The organism is Halorientalis litorea (assembly GCF_023028225.1).
In the GTDB taxonomy this organism is placed as follows: domain Archaea; phylum Halobacteriota; class Halobacteria; order Halobacteriales; family Haloarculaceae; genus Halorientalis; species Halorientalis litorea.
Genome location: NZ_CP095482.1, coordinates 1,202,388 through 1,223,990 on the forward strand (window position 1 = coordinate 1,202,388; position 21,603 = coordinate 1,223,990).

Annotated in this window: 21 protein-coding genes; 12 read left to right on the forward strand and 9 right to left on the reverse strand. The window is 68.1% G+C overall.

The window, feature by feature from the left end; all coding sequences use genetic code 11:
* Positions 1-112: 112 nt before the first annotated feature.
* The 3 genes from MUG95_RS06450 (at position 113) to MUG95_RS06460 (ending at position 4,214) form a co-directional block, all read left to right on the forward strand.
* Positions 113-862, forward strand: coding sequence for a helix-turn-helix domain-containing protein (locus tag MUG95_RS06450; protein WP_247010250.1), 750 nt, complete (start codon positions 113-115; stop codon positions 860-862).
* Positions 863-922: 60 nt separating this feature from the next.
* Positions 923-3,286: a heavy metal translocating P-type ATPase gene (locus tag MUG95_RS06455; protein ID WP_372608186.1), complete on the forward strand. Its 2,364-nt coding sequence runs from the start codon at positions 923-925 to the stop codon at positions 3,284-3,286.
* A 169-nt stretch (positions 3,287-3,455) separates the two neighbouring features.
* Entirely contained in the window at positions 3,456-4,214 is a 759-nt protein-coding gene (locus MUG95_RS06460; RefSeq protein WP_247010251.1) for a 23S rRNA (uridine(2552)-2'-O)-methyltransferase, read from the forward strand.
* Positions 4,215-4,218: 4 nt separating this feature from the next.
* Here MUG95_RS06460 and MUG95_RS06465 read toward each other — a convergent pair whose 3' ends face one another.
* The 3 genes from MUG95_RS06465 to MUG95_RS06475 all read right to left on the reverse strand — a co-directional run bounded on the left by MUG95_RS06465 (position 4,219) and on the right by MUG95_RS06475 (position 7,543).
* Positions 4,219-4,935 (reverse strand): queuosine precursor transporter, encoded by a 717-nt coding sequence (locus MUG95_RS06465; protein WP_247010252.1) that lies wholly within the window; start codon positions 4,933-4,935, stop codon positions 4,219-4,221.
* Positions 4,925-5,101, reverse strand: coding sequence for a ribbon-helix-helix domain-containing protein (locus MUG95_RS06470; RefSeq protein ID WP_247010253.1), 177 nt, complete (start codon positions 5,099-5,101; stop codon positions 4,925-4,927). The genes MUG95_RS06465 and MUG95_RS06470 overlap by 11 nt, the downstream gene beginning before the upstream one ends.
* A 231-nt stretch (positions 5,102-5,332) precedes the next feature.
* Positions 5,333-7,543 carry a twin-arginine translocase subunit TatC gene (locus tag MUG95_RS06475; protein ID WP_247010254.1) on the reverse strand — a complete coding sequence of 737 codons (2,211 nt, stop codon included), beginning with the start codon at positions 7,541-7,543 and terminating at the stop codon, positions 5,333-5,335.
* A 127-nt stretch (positions 7,544-7,670) separates the two neighbouring features.
* On the opposite strand from MUG95_RS06475, the gene tatC reads away from it, so the two are divergent.
* Positions 7,671-8,984, forward strand: a complete 1,314-nt coding sequence (gene tatC, locus MUG95_RS16945; protein WP_308219596.1) for a twin-arginine translocase subunit TatC — start codon at positions 7,671-7,673, stop codon at positions 8,982-8,984.
* Positions 8,985-9,121: 137 nt separating this feature from the next.
* Here tatC and larE read toward each other — a convergent pair whose 3' ends face one another.
* A complete protein-coding gene (gene larE, locus MUG95_RS06485; protein WP_247010255.1) occupies positions 9,122-10,033 on the reverse strand; it encodes an ATP-dependent sacrificial sulfur transferase LarE in 912 nt (303 codons plus the stop codon).
* Between the two features lie 81 nt (positions 10,034-10,114).
* A complete protein-coding gene (locus tag MUG95_RS06490) occupies positions 10,115-11,095 on the reverse strand; it encodes a hypothetical protein (protein WP_247010256.1) in 981 nt (326 codons plus the stop codon).
* Positions 11,096-11,207: 112 nt separating this feature from the next.
* Here MUG95_RS06490 and MUG95_RS06495 point away from each other — a divergent pair, with 112 nt between their 5' ends.
* Entirely contained in the window at positions 11,208-13,238 is a 2,031-nt protein-coding gene (locus tag MUG95_RS06495; RefSeq protein ID WP_247010257.1) for a helix-hairpin-helix domain-containing protein, read from the forward strand.
* 59 nt (positions 13,239-13,297) lie between these two features.
* Positions 13,298-14,437, forward strand: a complete 1,140-nt coding sequence (locus MUG95_RS06500; RefSeq protein ID WP_247010258.1) for an ORC1-type DNA replication protein — start codon at positions 13,298-13,300, stop codon at positions 14,435-14,437.
* Between the two features lie 5 nt (positions 14,438-14,442).
* Here MUG95_RS06500 and MUG95_RS06505 read toward each other — a convergent pair whose 3' ends face one another.
* The gene (locus tag MUG95_RS06505; protein WP_247010259.1) at positions 14,443-15,141 is read right to left on the reverse strand and encodes an SDR family NAD(P)-dependent oxidoreductase; all 699 of its coding nucleotides are present in this window, start codon (positions 15,139-15,141) and stop codon (positions 14,443-14,445) included.
* A gap of 124 nt (positions 15,142-15,265) precedes the next feature.
* Here MUG95_RS06505 and MUG95_RS17090 point away from each other — a divergent pair, with 124 nt between their 5' ends.
* The 3 genes from MUG95_RS17090 to MUG95_RS06515 all read left to right on the forward strand — a co-directional run bounded on the left by MUG95_RS17090 (position 15,266) and on the right by MUG95_RS06515 (position 17,726).
* Positions 15,266-15,424, forward strand: a complete 159-nt coding sequence (locus MUG95_RS17090; RefSeq protein WP_443984538.1) for a DUF7563 family protein — start codon at positions 15,266-15,268, stop codon at positions 15,422-15,424.
* Positions 15,425-15,648: 224 nt separating this feature from the next.
* Entirely contained in the window at positions 15,649-16,614 is a 966-nt protein-coding gene (locus tag MUG95_RS06510; protein ID WP_247010260.1) for a DNA cytosine methyltransferase, read from the forward strand.
* A gap of 56 nt (positions 16,615-16,670) precedes the next feature.
* Positions 16,671-17,726 (forward strand): HaeII family restriction endonuclease, encoded by a 1,056-nt coding sequence (locus tag MUG95_RS06515; protein ID WP_247010261.1) that lies wholly within the window; start codon positions 16,671-16,673, stop codon positions 17,724-17,726.
* A 42-nt stretch (positions 17,727-17,768) separates the two neighbouring features.
* On the opposite strand, the gene glmM is transcribed toward MUG95_RS06515, so the two are convergent.
* The gene (glmM, locus tag MUG95_RS06520) at positions 17,769-19,076 is read right to left on the reverse strand and encodes a phosphoglucosamine mutase (protein ID WP_247010262.1); all 1,308 of its coding nucleotides are present in this window, start codon (positions 19,074-19,076) and stop codon (positions 17,769-17,771) included.
* A 40-nt stretch (positions 19,077-19,116) separates the two neighbouring features.
* Positions 19,117-19,302, reverse strand: a complete 186-nt coding sequence (locus tag MUG95_RS06525) for a hypothetical protein (RefSeq protein ID WP_247010263.1) — start codon at positions 19,300-19,302, stop codon at positions 19,117-19,119.
* 58 nt (positions 19,303-19,360) lie between these two features.
* Between MUG95_RS06525 and rpiA the strand changes: the two genes are divergently transcribed.
* Positions 19,361-20,047, forward strand: a complete 687-nt coding sequence (rpiA, locus tag MUG95_RS06530; RefSeq protein WP_247010264.1) for a ribose-5-phosphate isomerase RpiA — start codon at positions 19,361-19,363, stop codon at positions 20,045-20,047.
* Between the two features lie 40 nt (positions 20,048-20,087).
* Here the strand turns inward: rpiA and MUG95_RS06535 are convergent, their stop codons facing one another.
* A complete protein-coding gene (locus MUG95_RS06535) occupies positions 20,088-20,255 on the reverse strand; it encodes a DUF1931 domain-containing protein (RefSeq protein WP_247010265.1) in 168 nt (55 codons plus the stop codon).
* Between the two features lie 249 nt (positions 20,256-20,504).
* On the opposite strand from MUG95_RS06535, the gene larB reads away from it, so the two are divergent.
* Both larB and MUG95_RS17095 read left to right on the forward strand, forming a co-directional pair.
* Entirely contained in the window at positions 20,505-21,287 is a 783-nt protein-coding gene (gene larB, locus MUG95_RS06540; protein WP_247010266.1) for a nickel pincer cofactor biosynthesis protein LarB, read from the forward strand.
* A gap of 121 nt (positions 21,288-21,408) precedes the next feature.
* Positions 21,409-21,558 (forward strand): DUF7563 family protein, encoded by a 150-nt coding sequence (locus MUG95_RS17095; RefSeq protein WP_443984539.1) that lies wholly within the window; start codon positions 21,409-21,411, stop codon positions 21,556-21,558.
* The last annotated feature ends 45 nt before the right edge of the window (positions 21,559-21,603 follow it).

Here is a 21,603-nt window from a genome sequence, read left to right on the forward strand (position 1 = left end):
CCGGCTACGCCCCCATCTGTTAAAAATGCCCGTCCTTCGGCCGCGTGCGCGTGTATGCCGTAGCGCTGTTCCCGGGCCGACAGGTTATATTCCACCATGTCCAAGCGAGCGTATGCGCGAACTCGTCTTCGCACTCGAGTACGAGTCCGGGTGCAACAGGGTGGCCGACACGCTCGCGAGTCACCCGGACGCCCGGATTCGCTCGCTCTCGCTGCACGCCACGGCCGAGAGCCTCTGGCGCGTCGACCACGCGACGGGGACGCCGGACGCGCTCGCCGCTATCGAGGACGCCTTCCTCGACACGGACTACTACGCAGACTGTCTCGCCACCGAGGACTGCAACGCCACCCAGACCACCGAAGTGCTCGACCACACGGACGAGACACTCGTCCTCTACTCCCACTGGGAGCGGACGCCCACCTGCGCGTCCGTACCCCACATCGCACGCGACCACCTCGGCGACGGCGTGCTGTTCGAGACGCGCCACGAGGGGCGACACTACACGTGGCGCGTCATCCACTCCGGTGCGGGCGACGTGGGCGCGTTCTTCGACGCCCTCGAGGCGGCTGTCGGCGACTGCGCCCGGATGGAGATGCTGCGGACGGCGGACACCGCGGCACCCGCGGGCGACACCGACGGCGAACGACGTGGCCTCTCCCCCGAACAGGAGGCCGCGCTCCGGGCCGCCGTCGAACACGGCTACTACGAGTCACCCCGTGCCGTCGATGTCGGTGAACTCGCCGCCCACCTCGACGTCCCGCGGTCGACGCTCACCTATCGCCTGCGGCGGGCCGAAGAGACGTTGGCGAAGCGGTACGTCGCCGACACGCGACTCCCGACGGAACTCGCCCCACAGCTGTGAGCATCGCGTTTGGAATATTCCAACTAACCCTTATTCAGTCGACGGTCCTACGGGCAGGTAGTGACCGACGAGAGAGACGCGACGGACGAGGGTGGCGAGTACCGGGAGGGAACCGCCCAACTCGTCGTCCCCGAGATGGACTGTCCGTCCTGTGCGGGGAAAGTCGACAAGAGCCTCGCGCGTGTCGACGGCGTCGTCGATACCACGCTCCAGCCGACCACCGGCAACGTCTCCGTCACGTACGACGCCGACCGCATCGACGAAGGCGACGTGACCGCCGCCATCGAGGGTGCCGGCTACGACGTCCTCGGGGCCGACGTGTCCGACCCCGACGAATCCGAAGACGGCGTCGATATCGCGCCGCCGACTGAAGTGTGGACGAGTCCACGGGCGCGCAAGACGTGGGCCGGTGCCGTCCTCGTGACGCTCGGCCTGCTCTTCGAGTTCGTCCTCACGGGGAGCAACGTCGACGTGGCGAGCGTCCTCGACGCCTCGCTCGCACTCGCGGACGTGCTGTTCCTCGGTGCCGTCGCCGTCAGCGGGCTTCCGGTCGTCCGGAGCGGCTACTACTCCGCGCGGAACCGGAACCTCGACATCGACCTGCTGATGGGGACGGCCATCGTCGCCGCCACCGGTATCGGCTACTTCGTCGAAGCCGCCACGCTCGCGGTGCTTTTCAGCATCGCCGAGTTGCTGGAGGACTACGCGATGGACAGGGCCCGCGACTCCCTGCGCGAGTTGATGGAGTTGTCGCCCGACGAGGCCACTGTCCGGCGGGAGGGCGAGGAGGTGACCGTCCCGGCGGACGACGTGGCCGTCGGCGAGACAGTCGTCGTCCGCCCCGGCGACAAGGTGCCGCTCGACGGGTCGGTCGTCGAGGGGGAGAGTGCCGTCGACGAGTCACCGATTACCGGCGAGAGCGTCCCCGTCGACAAGGGGTCGGGCGACGAGGTGTACGCCGGGTCGATAAACGATACGGGCTATCTCGAAGTGACGGTCACGTCGACGGCGGGCGATTCCACGCTCTCGCGCATCATCGAGATGGTGCAGGGGGCACAGGCGAAACAGACCGAAACCGAGCAGTTCGTCGACCGGTTCGCGGGCTACTACACGCCGGCCGTCGTCGTCCTCGCGATTCTGACCGCCGCCGTCCCGCCGCTCGTCATCGCCGACCCCGTTTCGGTCGGCGCGGCGGGCTACGCGGTCACCTTCACCGGCGACTGGGGGACGTGGTTCGTCCGCGGCCTCACCCTGCTTGTCATCGCCTGTCCGTGTGCGTTCGTCATCTCGACGCCCGTCTCCGTCGTCTCTGGCGTCACCAGCGCGGGCAAGAACGGCGTCCTCGTGAAAGGAGGCAACCACCTCGAAGCGATGGGCAACGTCGACGCCGTCGCCCTCGACAAGACGGGCACGCTCACGCGGGGCGAACTCGCCGTCACCGACGTGGTGCCGCTCGGCGACACCGACGAGAGGACCCTGCTCCGACGCGCCGCCGGGTTGGAACGGCGCAGCGAACACCCCATCGCCGAGGCGATTCTCGCCCGTGCCGAGGACGCCGGCGTCGGCGACGTGCCGGACCCCGTGGCGTTCGAGAACCTGCCCGGCGAAGGTATCCGCGGGGAGTTCGACGGCGAGACGTACTACGCGGGCAAGCCGTCGCTGTTCGAGGAACTGGGCTTTGCGTTCTCCCGAGGGACGGGTAGCGGGGCCGCGGACCTGCAGTCCGACGGCGGCACGACCCCCGAGAGTGCCGTCGCGGGCGGTGACGGTGCGTTCGCCGCGGACACCCTCGCCACGCTGGAGCAGGAGGGGAAGACGGTGGTGCTCGTCGGCACGGAGACGGAGCTACTGGGGGCCATCGCCATCGCCGACGAGGTGCGTCCGGCATCGAAGCGGGCCGTCGAGCGACTGCAGGAACTGGGCGTCGCGCGCGTCGTGATGCTGACCGGCGACAACGAGGGGACGGCGCGGGCCATCGCCGAACAGGTCGGCGTCGACGAGTACCGCGCGGAACTCCTGCCCGACGAGAAGGTGGCCGCCGTCGAGTCGCTGCAGGCGGCGTACGGCGAGGTGGCGATGGTCGGCGACGGCATCAACGACGCGCCCGCCCTCGCCACCGCCGACGTCGGCATCGCTATGGGCGCGGCAGGTACCGACACCGCGCTCGAAACCGCCGACATCGCCCTGATGGGTGACGACATCGGGAAACTGCCGTACCTCTACGCGCTGTCGCACACGGCCAACGGCGTCATCCGGCAGAACATCTGGGCGAGTCTCGGCGTGAAGGCGGTGCTCGCGCTGGGCGTGCCGCTGGGGCTGGTGAGCGTCGCCGTCGCCGTCGTCGTCGGCGACATGGGGATGAGCCTCGGCGTGACCGGCAACGCGATGCGACTCGCGCGGGTCGACCCCGAGCGGTTCGCCTGAGCGCGGTACGCGGTCGATATCCGGCACGCGGGCGGGTCGTTCGGGCAGAGAAGCGGTGCGTCAACCCTATCAGCGGCCACCCTGTCTCTATAGACATGACCGAACAGCGCGCGGCGAGATGCAGTGCCGTCCGGACGGCGAACCCATCGCAGAGGTCGGTGTAACACTGATGACGGGCAAAGACGAGTACTACAACAAGGCGAAGCAGGAGGGGTATCGCGCCCGGTCAGCGTACAAACTCGCCCAGTTGGACGAGACGGCGAACCTCATGCACGAGGGGGACACCGTCGTCGACCTCGGGGCCGCACCGGGCGGGTGGCTACAGGTCGCCAGCGAACGGGTCGGCGAGTCCGGCACCGTCGTCGGCGTGGACCGCCAGCGAATCGACCCCATCGAGGGCGTCGAGACGATTCGGGGCGACATGACCGAGGCGGACACGAAAGACCGGCTCCGCGAGGCTGTGGGTGCGGCGGACCTCGTCGTCTCCGACATGGCACCGAACGTGAGCGGGCAGTACGAACTCGACCACGCGCGGTCGGTCCACCTCGCACGGCAGGCCCTCGGTGTCGCACTCGACGTACTCGCGCCGGGCGGGGACTTCGCCGCCAAGGTGTTCGACGGCCAGGACCTCGCGGACCTGCGGGCCGACGTGGAGAGCGAGTTCGAGTACGCACGCGAGGTCAGGCCCGACGCCTCCCGCGACGAGTCCTCCGAGTTGTATCTGGTCGGGAAGGGCCTGATAACCGCCCCGGTCGAGGCGGGCGACGTGGTGGAGGTCGAAATCACCGACACGGGCCACGAGGGCGACGGCATCGCCAAGGTGGACGGGTACACCGTCTTCGTCTCCGGGGCGAGCGAGGGCGAGACCCTCCCCGTCCACATCGACGAAGTGAAGCCGAACTACGCCTTCGCGCAACCGGCCGAGTAGCACCTCAACGCGTCCCGGTCACGTAGGCGTCCTGGGACCCGTCACGCGAGCGCGCGAACGCGACGACGGCGTAGACGACGGGCGTGTCGACCAGCGCGATGAGGAGTTTCAGGACGTACTGCCCGACGACGAGCGACGCGACGACCGAGGGCGGGAGCGCGGCCCCGACACCGAGCGCGTTCGGGACGACGTAGAACGCGAGCGAGACGAAGATGACCGTGTCGATGGCCTGACTGCTGGCCGTCGACGCGATGTTTCGGAGCCAGAGGTGGTCGCCACCGGTGGCGCGGCGCAGACGGTCGAACACCACCACGTCCCAGTTCTGACTCACGAGGTAGGCGACGAGACTCCCAGCGACGATGTTCGTGCTCGACCCGAGAACCTGCCGGAAGGTGGTGGGGTCGATGCTCGTGCCTGCCGCCGGTGCGAGGATGGTACTCCAGACCAGTGCCAGCAGGACGAAGTTCATCACGAAGGCGACGTTGACCATCACCTGCGCCGCGCGGCGACCGTACAGTTCCGCGTAGCAGTCCGAGGCGAAGAAGGTGAGCGCGTAGGCGAGTGCCGCACCCGGGAGCGTGAGCGTCGCCCCCGCGACGGGCAAGGAGAACGGGAGCGAGAACGCGAGCACCTTCGCCGCCGTCACCTGCGCAGTGACGAGAGCGGTGACGAACAACGCCAGCAGGCCGACTTGGGCGGTGCTGACGCGCTCACTGCTCATCGTCCAACCTCCCGTGCCGGGCGTCTATCTCGTCGAGTTGGTCCAGCGTCTTCCGAATCGACGCACGAATCGCCTCGCTCCGGTTGACGAACTTCCCGTCGCCGCCGACGTGGCCGTCCAAGTCTTCGAGCAGTTCCTGTGGCACCTCGACGCTTATCTTGGGCATCCGGCCACCTCCCGAACGACCGTACTGTCCGCCCTCGGGACGCCATCCGTCGCCCGTCCGTCCGTGTACCGTGGTATTCTCATAGTATTCGTGAACGCATATCGCGAGTTGCGCAGTATAAGCACACCGACTCGGCCGGCCCGGGCGGTGTCAGGTCAGACGGCGACCGCAACACGTCTTGGCGGTGGGAAAATCGGCCGTGTCACCGCGGGTCACCCGCGACGAACCGCGTCAGTCCGCGCTCGCCTGTGGCCGTGGCCGTCCGCGCCGGCCGCCGAGGGTGATGGCCCACAGAATCCCGAGTCCGAGCAGGTACGCGAGGGCGGCGGGAACGGTGATGAGCAGCATCGTGAAGATGCCGCGCGGCGAGAGGAACGCACCGGCGACGAACAGGCCGACGAGGACGTGTCGCCAGTAACTCCGCATCGTGTGGTACGGGACGATGCCGCCGACGTGGAACAGCACCATCGAGACGGGGATTTCGGCGAGGAAACCGATACCGACGGTGGTGTAGATGACCAGCCAGCCGAAGTTGCTGATGCGGTAGGCGATGACCATGTTCGACTGGATAGCGTCGGCGGCCAGCCACGAGATGACCGACGGCGCGACGTAGAGGAACCCGACGAGACTCCCGCCGATGACGCCGACGACGAGCGACCCGCCCCAGACGAGCATCACGCGGGCGTCGCCGCGGACCAACCCGCGCTCGCGCATCGCGGGCCACATATAGTAGAGCGCGAGCGGGAGCGTCACCACGATGCCGAGGAGTGCCGAGAACTTGATTTCGAAGATGAGTGCCTCGACAGGGTGGAGTGTCACGATGCTCACGTCCGGTTGGAGCGCGGCGGGCATCTGGGAGAAGAACACGTCCTTGACCCGCTTGATGCCCCCCTGATAGAGCCAGACGAACGACCCCCCGAGGACGAGCATGAACAGGCCGACCAGCCGGAACGCCTTCGAGGTGAGCGATTCGAGGATGAACGCCACGTCGTAGTAGTAGCCGCCGATGTCCTCCTCCGTCGTCTCGTCCTCGGTGAAGGCGTTGAGCATCCCCGCCGCTGTCCCCGTCGCCGTCCCGCCCTCGTCGCCCCCGTCGTCGGCCGCCGCCTCGGACGTGTCGTCCTCCTGTGCGTCCGCGAGGGCCTCGGCCTCGTCGAACCGGTCGAGGATAGCGCGGGCCTTCTCCGCGTCGTCGTCGTTCATGGCCGCGTTGGCCTGTCTCGTCGCCGCTTCCTCGCTCATCTCGGCGAACACTTCCGGCGGGGCGGCGCGGACGCCCGCCGCGTCGAGTTCCCCGAGGTCGATGTCGGCCGGTGACCCGGTACTCGCGGGGGCGGGGGCACCGCCGGCCGCGCGGTCGGCGGCCGCCAGCACGCGGCCCAGAACGAACAGGACGGCGACGCCGGTGGCGAGGACGGCGACGAACAGGCCGACGAGTATCGCCGCCGTCGTGTTCGGGAGGCCGGTCGTCTGACTCAGGGGTACGAGCGGGTCCGGACGGTACCCCGCCGGGATGGCCTGAAACACGGCGTTGACCGCTTCGAGGCCGCCGCGGGCGAAGAAGGCGTAGACGGCACCGAAGGCGACGACGGCCGTCCCGGCGAGGACGTTCCAGCGGTCCCGGGCCACGCCCGGCACGTCGACGTGGGCACTCGACCGCTTCGCGATGACGACGACCTGCGTGAGTTTGAGGCTGAACGCGTAGAGGGCGACCAAGGGGAGCGCCCACATGACCTGCGTGAACGGGTCTGGCGGGGAGAACAACGCGCCGAAGCCGAAGATGGCGAGGACGGCGTACCGCCAGTTGTCACGGAAGGTTTCGTAGCGGACGATGTTGGCGTAGGCCAGCGCGCTCATCACGAGGGGCAACTGCGCCGCGAGGCCGAACGAGATTGTCAGCAGGAAGACGAACTCGGCCCACTGGACGATGCCGTACGTCGGTTCGAACCCGACTTGGACGGCGTTCGTGGCGAGGAAGTTGAACATCAGCGGGAAAAAGAGGAAGTAGGCGTAGGAGACGCCGACGACGAGCAACCCGACTGCGAGCGCGGCGATGAGCGCGAGTTGCCAGCGTGGCACCCGTTCGCTCGGCCAGCGGTCACGCTCGCGGAGGGCGTCCCGGGAGTACCAGAGGAACACGAGGACGCCGACGATGACGCCCACGACGAGGCCGATTTTTACCTGTAGCAAGATGACGTCGAACGGCGTGAGAACCACGACTTTCGTCGCCTCCCGCACGTCGGGGGGCATCTGCGCGAACAGGTCCGTCTTGAGCCGTTGCCAGACGAACCGCTGGAGGGTGTAAATCGTCAGCACGACGCCCAAGAGGGCGAAGACGAACACGCGCTGGAGGTCGGCCTGTGCGGCCGACAGCATGGCACCCAGCGTCTCGCGGCCGCTGTCGATGGACCGACGGGTGTCCTCGTCGAGCGCGCTGGACATTCGCTTGTGGCTTACCGAGTCGCCGTTATCAACCTTTTTGAAACGCGCGGGACGGAGCGGGCGTGGAACCGGACGACGGTAGTCGGGAAAAGAAGGCTTACAATACCTGCCCGGCAACTCGGGGTACATGAGCGACGGCGAACCGGGGGCCTTCTCCGAGGTAAACACGGACATGGACACCGGCCCGCCGCAACCGACGCCGGGGGCACCCGGCGACGAGGAGATGCCCCTCACCGAACACATCGAGGAGATGGTTCGCCGTCTCGCCGTCGTCGCCCTCGCGATGGCCGTCGTCGGTGCCGTCGCGTTCCCGTTCGCCGACCGCCTCATCAACTTCCTCTGGTTCTCGATTCTGCCCGGCATCGCCGACGTGTGTCCGCCACCGACCGCCGCCGGTGCCGCGTCGGCCGACGCCGCCGAGGCGGCCTGTCCGCGCGTCTACCACCCGCTCGCGCTGATGCTCGCCCGCCTGAAGGTGTCCGCGCTGACCGGTTTCGTCGTCGGTCTCCCCGTGTTCGTCTACCAGACGTACCTGTTCATGCGCCCCGGCCTGTTCCCCCGCGAGCGTCGGTACTACCTCGCGGCGGTGCCGACGAGCCTCGTCCTCGCCGGCATCGGGGTGGCCTTCTCGTTCCTGCTGGTCCTCCCGGTCATCTTCACGTACTTCCTCTACTACTCCGAGAGTGCCGCCGACATCGCCTTCGGGTTGACGGAGACGTTCAACTTGATGGTGACGATGCTGGGGATGTTCGCCCTCATCTTCCAGATTCCGCTGTTCGTGATGCTCGCCATCATGATGGGTGTCACCTCCCGGCGGTGGATGGCCCAACGCCGCCTCTACTTCTGGGGTGGGTTCGCCACCATCGCCTTCCTGTTCGCGCCCGACCCGACCGGGATGGCCCCCATCTTCGTCGCCATCACGATGATACTCCTCTTCGAGGGGACGCTCCGTCTCGTCGCGTGGACCGGCGAGGACTCGCTGGTACCCACCGCCGCCGGCATCGCCTCCGTCCGGCCCTACGCGTGGGGACTGGCCGCCGTCGCCGCGTACGTCGCCAGCGACGCACCGGTGCCGGACGGCTACTTCGGTGCCCTGCCGCCGGTGGTCGTCGACGCCCTCGAAGCCGTCGGACTCGTCGGTGCCACGCCGGTCATCGTCGCCGCCGCCATCATCGGTGCCTACGAGGTGTTCCGTATCCTCCTCCGGCGCGCCGGCGTGGGCGTCCGGGTCCGGTATCAGGTCGTCCGGCTTCGCCTGCCCGTCTGGCTCACCGCCGTCGTCGTCGGCTACCTCGGGAGTCCGAACCCCGCCGTCCTCCGCATTCTCGGGACGACGTATCTGGCGACCACCGACGCGCTACTGCTCGCCGGCGTCATCGTCGCCCTCTACGAGGGCGTCCTGCTCGCGTGGCGGTTCCAGGAGCAGAATAGACGCCTCTGACGGGTTCGTCGGAAGTTGAGTGAGCACCGTCTCCATGTCCCGTATCTGGCGCGCAGGCTGTCCATTCGGACTTCAGCACGAACGAAGACCTTCGACCAGTACAGCCTCGGGGTCGCTGAGACGCGCTGGTCGCGGCGTCAGGACCCGTCGGGGTAGTCGGTGTCGAACACGTCCTCGACGAGGGGTTCGTCGTCGGCAGTGTCGTCCTCCTCGGCGGGGCTGACGCTGCCCGTCTGGTAGCCGTGGAGGTCCAGCGTCACGTGGTCGAAGCCCAGGTCGCCGATGTGGTCGCGGGCGGCCCGGACGAAATCGGGGTCGAGGGCCGTCTCCAGTTCGGCCTCGCCCACCTCGATACGGGCGATACCGTCGTGGTCACGGACCCGGAACTGCTCGAAGCCCCACGTCCGCAGGACGCGCTCTGCCTTCTCGATGCGGGAGAGGCGGTCCTCGGTGACCTCCAGTCCCGTCGGAATGCGCGAGGAGAGACACGCCATCGACGGTTTGTCGGCCACCGAGAGGTCGTAGGCGTCGGCGATTTCCCGGACCTCCGATTTCGTGATGTCGTGTTCCAAGAGGGGGGAGTAAGCGTCCAGTTCCTCGACGGCCTGCAGGCCGGGGCGGTGGCCCTCGCCGGGGTCCGAGGCGTTCGTGCCGTCACAGACCACGTCGATGCCCAACTCGCGGGCGTGGTCGAACATCGCCGAGAGGCGCATCGTCCGGCAGTGGTAACAGCGGTCCTCGCCGTTCTCCACGAACGCCGCGCTGTCGAGTTCCGAGAACTCCACGATGTCGTGGCGGACGCCGATTTCCTCGGCGACGCGCGTGGCGTCGTCCAACTCGGCGGCCGGGAGCGTCTCGCTCTTTGCGGTACAGGCCACCGCGTCCTCGCCCAGCGCGTCCGCCGCGAGTGCGGCGACGACGCTCGAATCCACACCGCCGGAGAAGGCCACGAGGACGCCGTCCCGGTCGGCGAGTGAGGTACGCGCGGCGGCGACTTTCTCCGCGAGTGCTCCGTCGAGTTCCGACTCGGGTGTCCCCTCGACTGGCATATGGCGGTCTACTCGGTTAGTGGGCAAAAGCCCGTTGTCTCGGGACTGTCGGAGCGACGGGCGTCTCCGTCTCGGCGTCGCTCATCCCTCGTCGCCCGGGGTGGCGGCGAAATCGACCTTGTAGTACGACCCGTCGTACTCGAAGGCGCGTCGCCGGTGGGGTGGCAGGTCCTCGTCGCCCTCGGTCGGCAGGGTCGTCGCGTCTCCGAGGTCGAGTCGCTGGAGGACGTGTGCGTACCCCGCCGAGACGGGGGCGGATTCCGCGTACTCGGTCCGGCCGGTGAGTTCGTCGAGGACCGCCGCCGTCTCGCTCGACAACTGGTCGGGGTAGAACGTCGTCGTCACCTCCGCGGCGAGGACGGCCTCTGTGAACTCTGCCTCGGACTCGGCGACGGGCGTCAGGACGGCACGCATCCGTGGCTCGCTGAGTCGCTCGCGGGAGACGTGTACCCGGAGGACCAGCCGGCCTTCAACCTCGATGAACTCGTGTTCCGGCTCCGGAATCAGTTCGCTGTCCGCCGGGTCTGTCCGCCGGTAGACCGCACCACCGTGGTCGACGGCATCCCACGGCGCGCCGCCCCACTCGCCGCCCGGTTCGTCGGGTGCGGCCCGTGCCGCGAGGTACGCCAGTCGGGCCGCGCTCCGGTCGGGGTCGGGCAGGGCGTCGATGCTCGTCGCCTCGGGCGTGTCCGAGTCGTCGCTGTCGCCGACGCGTTCGAGTCGGAGGACGTACCGCTCGCGCGTCTCCCGGCCGACGTGAACGGCGTCGGTTCGGTAGTACGTCCCGTCGTGTTCGACGTATCGCCCCTCGGGAAGTGGCGGATAGCCGACGGTGACGTACCGGTCACCGGCGGCAGTCGCGTCGATTGCCTCGCGGACCTCGGCGGTGCGTGGTGTCTCCGGATTCCAGAGGAACGCGAACTCGTCGGCGGACTGTTGTTCTGCGGTCAGTTCGACTCGGGGCGGGGGCGACGACGAGATGACCGAGTTACAGCCAGCGAGCAGGGACGCGCTGGCGGCACCCGTCGCCGCGAGGAAGGTGCGTCGGGACCAATCGGGCATACGGCCGGACGTGAGTGTCGAGTGGCATCTATCTGGTGGTCCCGCCCGCCGACTGGCCGCCGAATCGACCCGAGCACTCTTTTGTGGTCCGGGGGATAGGTCACCTCGTCCGATGGACCTCGAAGCGATTCCGGGCGTCGGCGAGAAGACGGCCGACCGGTTGGCCGAACTCGACGACCCCGAGGCGGCACTCGACGCGGGCGACGTGGCGGCCATCGCTCGCGCCCCCGGTATCAGCGAGGGACGGGCCGCCCGCATCGCCCGCGCGGCAATCCGCGAACGGCACGGCGACCCCGGCACGTTCCTCGGCACCGACCGCGCCCGCGAGCTCTACCGCGACGCGCTCTCGCTGGTTCAAGAACGCACCGTCACCGACTACGCCGCACGGCGACTGGAGACGCTGTACCCGAGTGCGAGCGAGTCACGTATCGAGGAAGTCCGAGCGTTCGCCGCCGAGGCGATGGACCGCGACCCGAGCGACGACGTACTGGACGCCCTCGCGGGTGTCGAACCGCTCGAACCGCCAGCGGACCTGCGGGTCCGGGACCGCTGTCTCGCCACCGGCGACGCCGAGACGTACGCGAAGGCACAAGAAGCCGTCCCCGAGGTGAGCGTCGAACTGGTCGAGGACGCCCGCCAGTTGTCGGAACTGGCCCGGGGCTACGCCACGGTCGTCGCCTTGGACGAGGCGTTCGCCGGCGTCGACATCGAGGGCGACGTACGGGTCGAACCCGACGCCCTCGACGAACCCGAGCGGGTCGTCCCCGAGCGCGTGCTGGCGTTCTTCGCCCGGAACCGCGACAGCCTTCGGGCGGCCGTCGCCGTCCACCGCGCGGCGGGACTCGACGCCCCGTGTGACCTCGATTCGCTCGCCGCCGCCCTCGACAGACTCGACGGCGAAGGTGGCGTCCGCGGCGACGACGAACTCGACCGCCTGACGACGGCGGTGAACGACATCGACGCCGCCGTCTCCACCGCCGAGAGCGTCGCCAACGACCACCTCCGGGAGGCCATCGAGGAGCGAGACGTGACCATCGAAGGGTCCGACCTCCTCTCGCTGGTCGAGCGCGGGGCGGGCGTGGACTCGCTCCTCCAGCGCGAACTCGCCGACGAGTACGACGCGGCAGTCGCCGCCGCCCGTGACCACCTCGTCGACGCGCTCCGGTTGGCAGACACCGAGAGCATCGCCCGCCGAGCGTTCCCCGACGACCCGACATTCCCGGTGAACCACGACGAGGGCGTCGTGAGCCGACTCCGTGAGGAGTTGACCGCCGCACGGGACCGCCGGGCGACGCGGCTCAAGCGGGAGGTGGCCGCCGACCTCGCGGACGCCCGGCCGGACGCCGAGGGGCTGGTCGACGCCGCCCTCGAACTCGACGTTGAACTGGCGGTTGCGCGGTTCGCCGACGACTTCGACTGTGCGATTCCAGCCTTCGAGGGTAACGGGTTCGAAATCGAGGAGGGTCGCTCCCCGCTGTTGGACGTGCCATTCGAGGACGTCGAACCGGTGGACTACGGCGTCGAGGGCGTCACACTCCTCTCGGGGGTCAACAGCGGCGGGAAGACGTCGACGCTCGATTTGGTCGCGCTCGTCGTCGTCCTCGCGCACATAGGTCTGCCCGTCCCGGCCGACCGCGCCCGCATCGAACGGGTGACCGAACTCCACTACCACGCCAAGACGCAGGGGACGCTCGACGCGGGTGCGTTCGAATCCACGCTCCGGGAGTTCGGCGGACTGGTGACCGGCGTGGGGGACACGGACGGCGACGGCCCAGCGGACGCCCACAGACTCGTCCTCGTGGACGAACTCGAATCCATCACCGAACCCGGCGCGAGTGCCAAAATCATGGCGGGTATCCTCGAAGCACTCGACGGGCGGGGCGCGACGGCCGTGTTCGTCTCCCACCTCGCAGGCGAGATACAGGCCGCCGCCGAGTCGGCGGTGCAGGTGGACGGGATTCAGGCCGTCGGCCTCGAAGACGGTGAACTCCGCGTGAACCGCTCGCCGGTGAAGGGACAACTCGCCCGCTCGACGCCGGAACTCATCGTGGAGAAACTCGCCGACGACGAGGCCAGTCCCGAAGACGAACGCGAGTTCTACGCACGCCTGCTCGGGAAGTTCGACGGCGAAGAGCAAGAGTGAGCGGCCCACGAACGGGCCGCTCCGAACAACTAAGTGCTGTGGGGAGCGTGGTGAAAGTGATGGCAGACGACCCCGGGGACGGGATGCTCGGGTGGGACGAGTCCGTGTTCCGCAACGAACACGTCTTCGAGATAGATTACCTGCCGGAGACCTTTCACCACCGAGAGACCCAGATGGAGAGCCTGAAGTACGCGCTCCGTCCGGCGGCCCGCGGGTCGCGGCCGCTGAACGTCATCGCGCGCGGGCCACCGGGAACCGGGAAGACGACCGGCGTCCAGAAACTGTTCAGCGAGCTGCGGGCCGAGGCACCGGACGTGCAGGCAGTCCGCATCAACTGTCAGGTCAACTCGACCCGCTACTCCGTGTTCTCCCAGTTGTTCGAGGGCGTCTTCGACTACGAACCGCCCTCCTCGGGCATCTCGTTCAAGCGGTTGTTCGAGCAGGTGACCGACCGACTGGTCGAGGACGAGGAGGTACTCGTCGTGGCACTCGACGACGTGAACTATCTGTTCTACGAGAACGAGGCCTCCGATACCCTGTACTCGCTGTTGCGCGCCCACGAGGAACACGCCGGGGCGAAAATCGGCGTCATCTGCATCTCCTCGGACCTCGATTTGGACGTCATCGAGGAACTCGACGGCCGCGTGCAGTCGGTGTTCCGTCCCGAGGAGGTCTACTTCCCGACCTACAGCGAGGCCGAAATCGCCGACATCCTCGGGGAGCGCGTCGAGCGCGGCTTCCACGAGGGCGTCGTCTCCGCGCCGGTGCTGGACCGCGTGGCCGCGCTCACCGCCGAGGCCAACGGTGACCTCCGGGTCGGCATCGACCTCCTGCGCCGGGCGGGCCTGAACGCCGAGATGCGCGCCGCCACCGAGGTCAGCACCGAGGACGTGGAGGACGCCTACGACAAGTCCAAGTACGTCCACCTCTCCCGGGCACTCCGGGGGCTCTCGGACAGCGAGGCGGCCCTCGCGGCGGTCATCGCCGAACACTCCGGCGAGCAAGCCGGGGCGGTCTACGAGGCGTTCAACGACCGGACCGACTTGGGCTACACCCGCTACTCCGAAATCATCAACAAACTCGACCGCCTCGACATCATCGACGCCACCTACACCGACGTGGAGGGGCGGGGCCGGTCGCGGGAACTCGCCCTGAACTACGACGCCGAGGCGGTGCTGGACCGCCTCGGTGACGGATAAGCCGGTCAGAACGCTTCGACGTGCGGGCGCAGGTCCAACTCCAGCGTCCACGCCGCGCGGTCCTGTTCGACGAGGTGCCAGTAGCTCTCGGCGATAGCGTCCGGGTCGAGGTAGTCCTCGGGGGCAGCCACCTCGCGGTCGGGTGGGAGAATCTGTCCGTCGAGGACGACGTGAGCGACGTGAATCCCGTCGGGACCCAACTCGCGCGCCATCGACTCGGCCATCCCGCGGCAGGCGAACTTGGCGGCGGAGAACCCGATTGCGTCCTCACGGCCACGGACCGACGTGGTCGCGCCGGTGAAGATAATCGTCCCGCCGTCGCCGGCCTGCATGTCGTCCACGGCGGCCTGCGAGCAGTGGAGGGCGGCCCGCGGGCCGACGGCGAGCGCGCGGTCGAACTCCGCGGCCGAAACCGCCTCGACGCCCTTCCACGGGGCGGCACTGGCGTGGTTGACCAACACGTCGACGGGACCGAACGCCTCGCGGATACGGTCGAAGGCCGCCGCGATATCGTCGGAGTCGGCGAGGTCGGTCGGAACTGCGAGGCCCGCACCTGCCGTGTCGTCCAACTCGGCGGCGAGGTCCACGATGTACGACTCCGTCCGGGCGAGGAGTGCGACCCGACAGCCCTCGCGGGCGAACGTGCGAGCGAGCGACGCACCGAGGCCGGGGCCGACCCCGGCGACGACTGCCGTGCGTGACATGCGGTCGAATAGCGGCCCCGTGGACAAAAACCCGTAGTCGCCGTGTGACGGTCAGAAGACGGCATGAGAGAGTGTATCTCACATCACCCAAAGTTAAGACACCCCCATCCTTTGAGGGAGGTGTATGCCGGAATGTCAGAACTGCGGCGCGTTCGTCACTGCCGCGTATGCACGTGTTTTTACACCGAACGGCATCCAGAAACCACGGGTCTGCCCGCAGTGCGAGGACAAGATTCGCGACGGTGCGGACGTGCGGCAAGCACGCTCGACGCGCCGAAGCTAACTGTTCGTTCGCTCCTCGCCGTCGGTTCCAACCCGGAGATCCCCGTCACGCTCGCAAAGGAAAGGGTGCGACTGCGGACGAAGTCGCCCCGGACGCGTCACACAGTCGACAGCAGCGGCTCGGAGGAGCCGAAAGCCGGGCCGTCGTCGGTGTGGCCCGTGGAAGCAGTTTTTATGTTCGTCCGTCTCGACCGGTCGACGTAGAGGAGTCGCGCTAGTTTCATCATGGACCCGGACGATTTCACCTTTATCGACCTGTTCGCCGGTATCGGCGGTATCCGCATCGCGCTCGAGCGCGCCGGGGGGCACTGTGTCTTCTCCTCGGAGATAGACGACAAGGCGCGAGCGACGTACGAGCGGAACTTCGGCGAGACGCCGAGCGGCGACATCACCGAGATTCCCGCCGACGACATCCCCGACCACGACGTCTTGGTCGGCGGGTGGCCCTGCCCCTCGTTCAGCATCATGGGTGACAAGGAGGGCATCGACGACGACAGAGGGGCACTCTTCTTCGAAATCGAGCGTATCCTCGAAGCGAAACAGCCCCACGCGTTCCTGCTCGAAAACGTCAAACATCTCAAGGGTATCGACGGCGGCGAGGTGTACGAGTTCATCGAGGACAGACTCGAAGCGGCGGGCTATCACGTCCAGTCGAAGGTCCTCGACGCCCGGGATTACGGCCTCCCGCAGAAGCGAGAGCGGACGATGATAGTCGGGTTCGAGAAGAACTACAAGTTCACCATTCCCGAGCGAAACAGGGAGCAGAAGGACTTATCCGACGTGCTACAGCCCGAGAGTGCGGTCGACGAGGAGTACCAAGCCACGGAGTACATCAAGGAGAAACGACAGGATGCGGTGAACGAGGAGAACGTGTTCACCCCCTCGGTGTGGCACGAGAACAGGGCCGGCAACATCTCCATCCTGCCGTACTCGTGCGCACTCCGCGCAAACGCGTCGCACAACTACCTACTCGTGAACGGGGAGCGACACCTGACTCCCAGAGAGATGCTCCGCCTGCAGGGGTTCCCGGAGGACTTCGAGGTTGAGGGTGCCTACACCAGAATCAGGGAGCAGGTCGGGAACTCCGTCCCGGTTCCCATGATAGCGGCGGTGGCCGAGGCGATGATGGACGCAATCGAGCGCGACGAGACGACGCCCGTGACGGAGCAGACAGAACTGCCGATAGAGTGACCGTGCTGTCGGCCAGTCCGAAGAGCGAAGGGTGACGAGGGCGAACCACGGCCGAGATGAGTGTCGAAGACGCGAAGGCGGAGATAGACACGCTAATCGGCAACTCTCGATTCCGCTGCTATCGACCGCTCCGAGTCGCCGAAATCCTCTTTCGGTCACGGACCGACGCCGAAATCGACATCGCCGACCCGGAGAGCTACCGCGTCGCGAGTGCGCGGTGGCGCGACGAGATTTCGGAGCGACTCACCGGGAAGGGGTCCACGTCGTCGCGGTCCTACCAGAAGGACTTCAGCGATTTACTCTCCCCGGAGGATTTGGGGGTGTTAGACCGGGTGAACAGAGAGAACGACGGCCTCGTGGAGTGTTACATCTACAGCAAACTGCGACACGACAAGTGGGGCGGCCTGATAGCCGCACAGGAGTACGTCGAGTCCGCGGACGTGGACACGTTCACCTTCGCGGAGTACATGGCCCTCACCGACGAGAGCGGGCTGCAGGAGGACTCGATGCTCGAAATCGCGGTCTACGCGCTGTTTACGGCCCTGACCGAGGAGTTGGACGCCGAGGCGGTACTCGAACTCGGGAACCCGGACCGTGCCGTCACGACGGACTTCTCGGACTTCGTCGGCGTGTTCTTGGGCCTCGCGCCCGACGAGACGTCGTTCCGAACGCCGGTCGACATCCACCGCGCGGGGCAAGGGACGTACGCGGCGGACAAGGGCGTCGACATCGGGACGAACTTCGGGACGATGGTGCAGGTCAAACACGTCTCCCTCGACACGGCCCAAGCCGAGAAGATAGACGAGAACTCACACGTCGACCGCGTCGTCGTCGTGTGTCGGGACGCCGAACGCGACGTCATCGAGAGCGTCTCGAACCAACTCGGCTTCGACCGGGTTCAGGACATCGTCACCATCAGCGACCTCGAAGCGTGGTACGACAGGGCAATCGACGACCACCGCGACAGCATCGGCCGGCGACTGCTCGCGGCGTTACGGGACGAGTTCAGCGAGGAGTTCCAGCGCGGCGAGTGGAAGGTCCCGGAAATCGACGCCCTCCTCGACGAACGCGGGTACGACCCCGACCGGCTGACCGGCCGCTGGGCACTGTGAACGTGCTCCGCGGCGAGTCGTCTGCACGCCGTTTCGCGCCGCTCACTCCCGTGCCGCCGACAGCACCGAACGCGCCTCCGCGAACACGGCGTCCGCCCGAGCCGGGTCCCGAGCCTCGGCGGTGATACGGACGAGGGGTTGGGTGCCGCTGGCCCGGAGCAGGAACCACCCGTCACCGAGGTCCACACGCACGCCGTCGAGCGTCGACACGTCGGCGTACTCGTCGGTGACCCGAGCGCGGACCCTCTCCATGACCGCAGTCTTCGCGTCCGTCTCGACGCTGTCGCGCCGGATAGGGTAGGTGTCCACCTCGGCGGCGCGGTCGGTCAGGGGTCGCTCGCTCGCCAGTTCGACGAGTTTGCAGGCCGCGAGCGGCCCGTCCGGGCACAGCGTCGCGTCGGGCCATATCCACGCGCCGCTGGGTTCGCCGCCGAAGGCCACCCCGTCCTCGGCTACCCGGTCGGCGACGTACACGTCACCGACCCGCGTCCGCGTGACCGTGACGCCAGCCTCGGCGAGGTGGTCGTCGACGGCGAGGCTGGTGTCGACGGGTGCGGCCACCTGTTGGCCGTCGCTGGCGGCCGCACGGGCTAGCAGTGCCAGCGTCACGTCCCCCGAGAGGTACGTCCCGTCGCCGGCGACGACGCGGGTCCGGTCGGCGTCGCCGTCGTGGGCGATGCCGAGGTCGGCGTCCCCCTCGGCGACCAACCGGGCCAGCGACCGGCAGTGCTCGGCGGTCGGTTCGCTCGGCCGCCCCGGGAACGCCCCGTCGGGTTGGGCGTTGAGCGTCTCCACCGCACAGCCGAGGCGTTCGAGCGCGTCGACGGTAACGCCGCCCGCACCGTTGCCCACGTCGACGACGACGGCGGGCGGGTCTGACACGTCCACGGCGTCGACGAGCGCGTCGGCGTGGCGTTCGCGGGCGTCGACTCGGGTCCGGTCGCCCAACCCGTCCCACGCCCGCAGGTCGGCGGCCTCTGTCCGGACGCGCTCGCTGATTTCCTCGCGGAGCGGTGCGTCGAACGCCTGTCCGGTCGGCTGCCAGAGTTTGATGCCGTTGTCCTGTGGCGGGTTGTGCGAGGCCGTCACCGAGACGCCCGCGTCGGCGTCCTCCCAGCCGACGGCCCGGGCGACCGTCGGCGTCGCCGCGAGTCCCACGTCACACACGTCGGTGCCGGACTCCCGGAGTCCGGCGGCCAGCGCGTCGGTCAGCAACTCGCCGCTCTCGCGGGGGTCCCGTCCGACCACGACGCGCTCTGTGTCCATCCCGACCGCTCGCCCCACCGAGAGCGCGAGGGCGGCCGTCACCTTCTCGCCGACTGGCCCGCGGATGCCGCTCGTCCCGAACATACCGGGGCCGACGGGTGACGCGGTAAAAAGTATCCCCCGTCTACGCTGCCGGGTCGAACTGACAGCACGCGCCGGTCGTCAGGTCGTCCGCCTCGATGTGGGCCGACAGACAGGCGTAGTTGCAGAACTGACCCGTCCGTTCAGGTTCGCCGTCGGCGGGTTCGGCGACGAACACGGGGTCGTGGGCCGTCACGTCCTGTCCGCAGTAGGTGCAAGCGTCCGTCACACATCCAGTACGGGGCCGGCGAGGAAGGCTTTTGTCCTACCGGACGGTTCCCCCGGGCATGAAACGCGGCGGGAGCGACGAGGCGAAGCGACGGGCGGGCGAGTCCGCGGCCGAGGCCGTCGAGGACGGGGCGGTGGTCGGCCTCGGCACCGGGAGTACGGCGGCCCACGCGATTCGGGCACTCGGGCGGGCAGTCGGGTCGGGGCACGACATCGCGGGGATTCCGACATCCTACCAGTCCCGGCACCTCGCCCGCGAGGTGGGCATCCCGCTGACGACGCTGGACGACGACAGCCCCGACGTGGCCATCGACGGTGCGGACCAAGTGGCCGACGGAGACCTGCTGAAAGGCGGCGGTGCGGCCCACGCACGGGAGAAGCTAGTCGACAGCGCGGCCGACCGGTTGCTCGTGGTCGCCGACGAGTCGAAACTGGCCGAGTCACTCTCGGTACCCGTCCCGGTCGAGGTCGTCCCCGACGCCCGGCGACCGGTGGCCGACGCCGTGCGCGAACTGGGCGGCGACCCGACCCTCCGGGCGGCAGAGCGCAAGGACGGACCCGTCGTGACCGACAACGGCAACCTCGTGTTGGACTGTGACTTCGGCACTATCGGCGACCCGGCGGAACTGGCGGCCAGTCTGTCGGCACTCCCGGGCGTCCTCGAACACGGGGTGTTCGTCGGCCTCGCGGACGAGATACACGTCGGGACGGACGAGGACGTGACAGTCCGTCGTCCCGACGCGTAGTCGTCACTATCCGGCTGAAAAAACGAGAAGGGTGAAACCCTTACAGGTCGCGGGGCTGGACCGTCTTCCGGTCGTTCTCCTCGGCGCGTCGCGCGGCGTCGTCGAGCAGTTCTTCGACTTCGTCGTCGAGGGCGGCGTAGAAGTCCGAGGAGACGTTCATATCATCGAGCGCTTCCTTCACGGCGGCTTTGACGATCAGGTCTGCCATACAGGCGGTTAATCCAGAGGGGCCTTTATATACTTTCCTGATTGTACCGCTTCTCGCCGGGACTCGCGGGGGTCTGAGCGGTCTCATCCCCGCAATCACGCACCCGAGAGAACGGTCACCGATGCTGACAGGTGCGGAATCCGGGAATCCACGGGGCGGCAGTCGGTCGCCCGCGGTTGCGAGGGGTTGCCACGCGGGCCGGTCGTGACGAGACGATAGGTAGGAGTGGGTCCAGCGTCGAGGGAGGGTATGCGCGAGTTGCTCGAAGCGGTCGCCGCTGGCGAGGTCAGCCCCGCCGAGGCGGAGGCACAGCTCGCTGGCTACGCCACCGGCGACGCGGGACGGTACGACGCCGCCCGTGAATCCCGGTCGGGCGTCCCGGAAGCCGTCCTCGCCGACGGAAAGACACCGGTGGAAATCGCGGACCTGTCCGTGACGGCCGTCGAGACGACGGGCCGGGCCATCGTGACGCGGCTCTCAGAGGACGGTGCCGCAGTGGTCCGCCAGCGACTGGGCGAGACCCACCCCGAGAGCGAGCGGACCTATCACGAGCGGGCAGGCGTGTTCGTCGCCCACGCACCCGGCTTCGAACTGCCGACGCTCGACGCGACTGTCGGTGTCGTGACGGCCGGCACGTCCGACGCGGTGCCCGCCGGCGAGGCGAGCGTCATCGCGAGCGAGATGGGTGCCACCGTCGAGCGAGTGAACGACGTGGGCGTCGCCGGTATCGCTCGTCTGTTCGACCGGTTGGACGAGTTGCGCGAACTGGACGTCCTCGTCGTCGCCGCGGGCCGGGAGGGCGCGCTCCCGACGGTCGTCGCAGGACTGGTCGACACGCCCGTCATCGGTCTGCCGGTGTCGACGGGCTACGGCCACGCCGGCGAGGGCGAGGCGGCACTCGTCGGAATGCTCCAGTCCTGTACCGCGCTGACCACCGTCAACGTAGACGCGGGCTTTACCGCCGGGGCGCAGGCCGGACTCGTCTCGCGCGCGCTCGACTGCGCGCGCGAGCAGGCGAACACGCGCGGGTAGCGGAGAATACCGCCGGAAGACGCAGTCTCGGCCCGAAATTTGGTGGAATTTTGGAATGGGTTATTAGTGGTCCCAGCCCGTACATATGCTGTCGGCAGCAACCCGTTGCCGGCAGTAGCAAATGCCAAAGTGTAATCACTGTAGCGCGCACGTCTCCGAGCAGTTCGCTCGGGTCTTCGCGGATGAGTTCGGCCAAGTTCACGCCTGCCCGAGCTGTTCGGCGAACGCTGGCATCGCCGAAGTAGCCCGCGAGCGCGCTCACGAGGCATGACGGCCACTGTGGCCACCCGAACCGTGGTGTAAGTACCACGCGAAG

Coding starts and splice junctions, on each gene's coding strand:
- MUG95_RS06450 (WP_247010250.1), top strand. CDS start 113: ATGCGCGAACTCGTCTTCGCACTCGAGTACGAGTCCGGGTGCAACAGG.
- MUG95_RS06460 (WP_247010251.1), top strand. CDS start 3,456: ATGACGGGCAAAGACGAGTACTACAACAAGGCGAAGCAGGAGGGGTAT.
- MUG95_RS06465 (WP_247010252.1), bottom strand. CDS start 4,935: ATGAGCAGTGAGCGCGTCAGCACCGCCCAAGTCGGCCTGCTGGCGTTG.
- MUG95_RS06470 (WP_247010253.1), bottom strand. CDS start 5,101: ATGCCCAAGATAAGCGTCGAGGTGCCACAGGAACTGCTCGAAGACTTG.
- MUG95_RS06475 (WP_247010254.1), bottom strand. CDS start 7,543: ATGTCCAGCGCGCTCGACGAGGACACCCGTCGGTCCATCGACAGCGGC.
- tatC (WP_308219596.1), top strand. CDS start 7,671: ATGAGCGACGGCGAACCGGGGGCCTTCTCCGAGGTAAACACGGACATG.
- larE (WP_247010255.1), bottom strand. CDS start 10,033: ATGCCAGTCGAGGGGACACCCGAGTCGGAACTCGACGGAGCACTCGCG.
- MUG95_RS06490 (WP_247010256.1), bottom strand. CDS start 11,095: ATGCCCGATTGGTCCCGACGCACCTTCCTCGCGGCGACGGGTGCCGCC.
- MUG95_RS06495 (WP_247010257.1), top strand. CDS start 11,208: ATGGACCTCGAAGCGATTCCGGGCGTCGGCGAGAAGACGGCCGACCGG.
- MUG95_RS06500 (WP_247010258.1), top strand. CDS start 13,298: ATGGCAGACGACCCCGGGGACGGGATGCTCGGGTGGGACGAGTCCGTG.
- MUG95_RS06505 (WP_247010259.1), bottom strand. CDS start 15,141: ATGTCACGCACGGCAGTCGTCGCCGGGGTCGGCCCCGGCCTCGGTGCG.
- MUG95_RS17090 (WP_443984538.1), top strand. CDS start 15,266: ATGCCGGAATGTCAGAACTGCGGCGCGTTCGTCACTGCCGCGTATGCA.
- MUG95_RS06510 (WP_247010260.1), top strand. CDS start 15,649: ATGGACCCGGACGATTTCACCTTTATCGACCTGTTCGCCGGTATCGGC.
- MUG95_RS06515 (WP_247010261.1), top strand. CDS start 16,671: ATGAGTGTCGAAGACGCGAAGGCGGAGATAGACACGCTAATCGGCAAC.
- glmM (WP_247010262.1), bottom strand. CDS start 19,076: ATGTTCGGGACGAGCGGCATCCGCGGGCCAGTCGGCGAGAAGGTGACG.
- rpiA (WP_247010264.1), top strand. CDS start 19,361: ATGAAACGCGGCGGGAGCGACGAGGCGAAGCGACGGGCGGGCGAGTCC.
- MUG95_RS06535 (WP_247010265.1), bottom strand. CDS start 20,255: ATGGCAGACCTGATCGTCAAAGCCGCCGTGAAGGAAGCGCTCGATGAT.
- larB (WP_247010266.1), top strand. CDS start 20,505: ATGCGCGAGTTGCTCGAAGCGGTCGCCGCTGGCGAGGTCAGCCCCGCC.
- MUG95_RS17095 (WP_443984539.1), top strand. CDS start 21,409: ATGCCAAAGTGTAATCACTGTAGCGCGCACGTCTCCGAGCAGTTCGCT.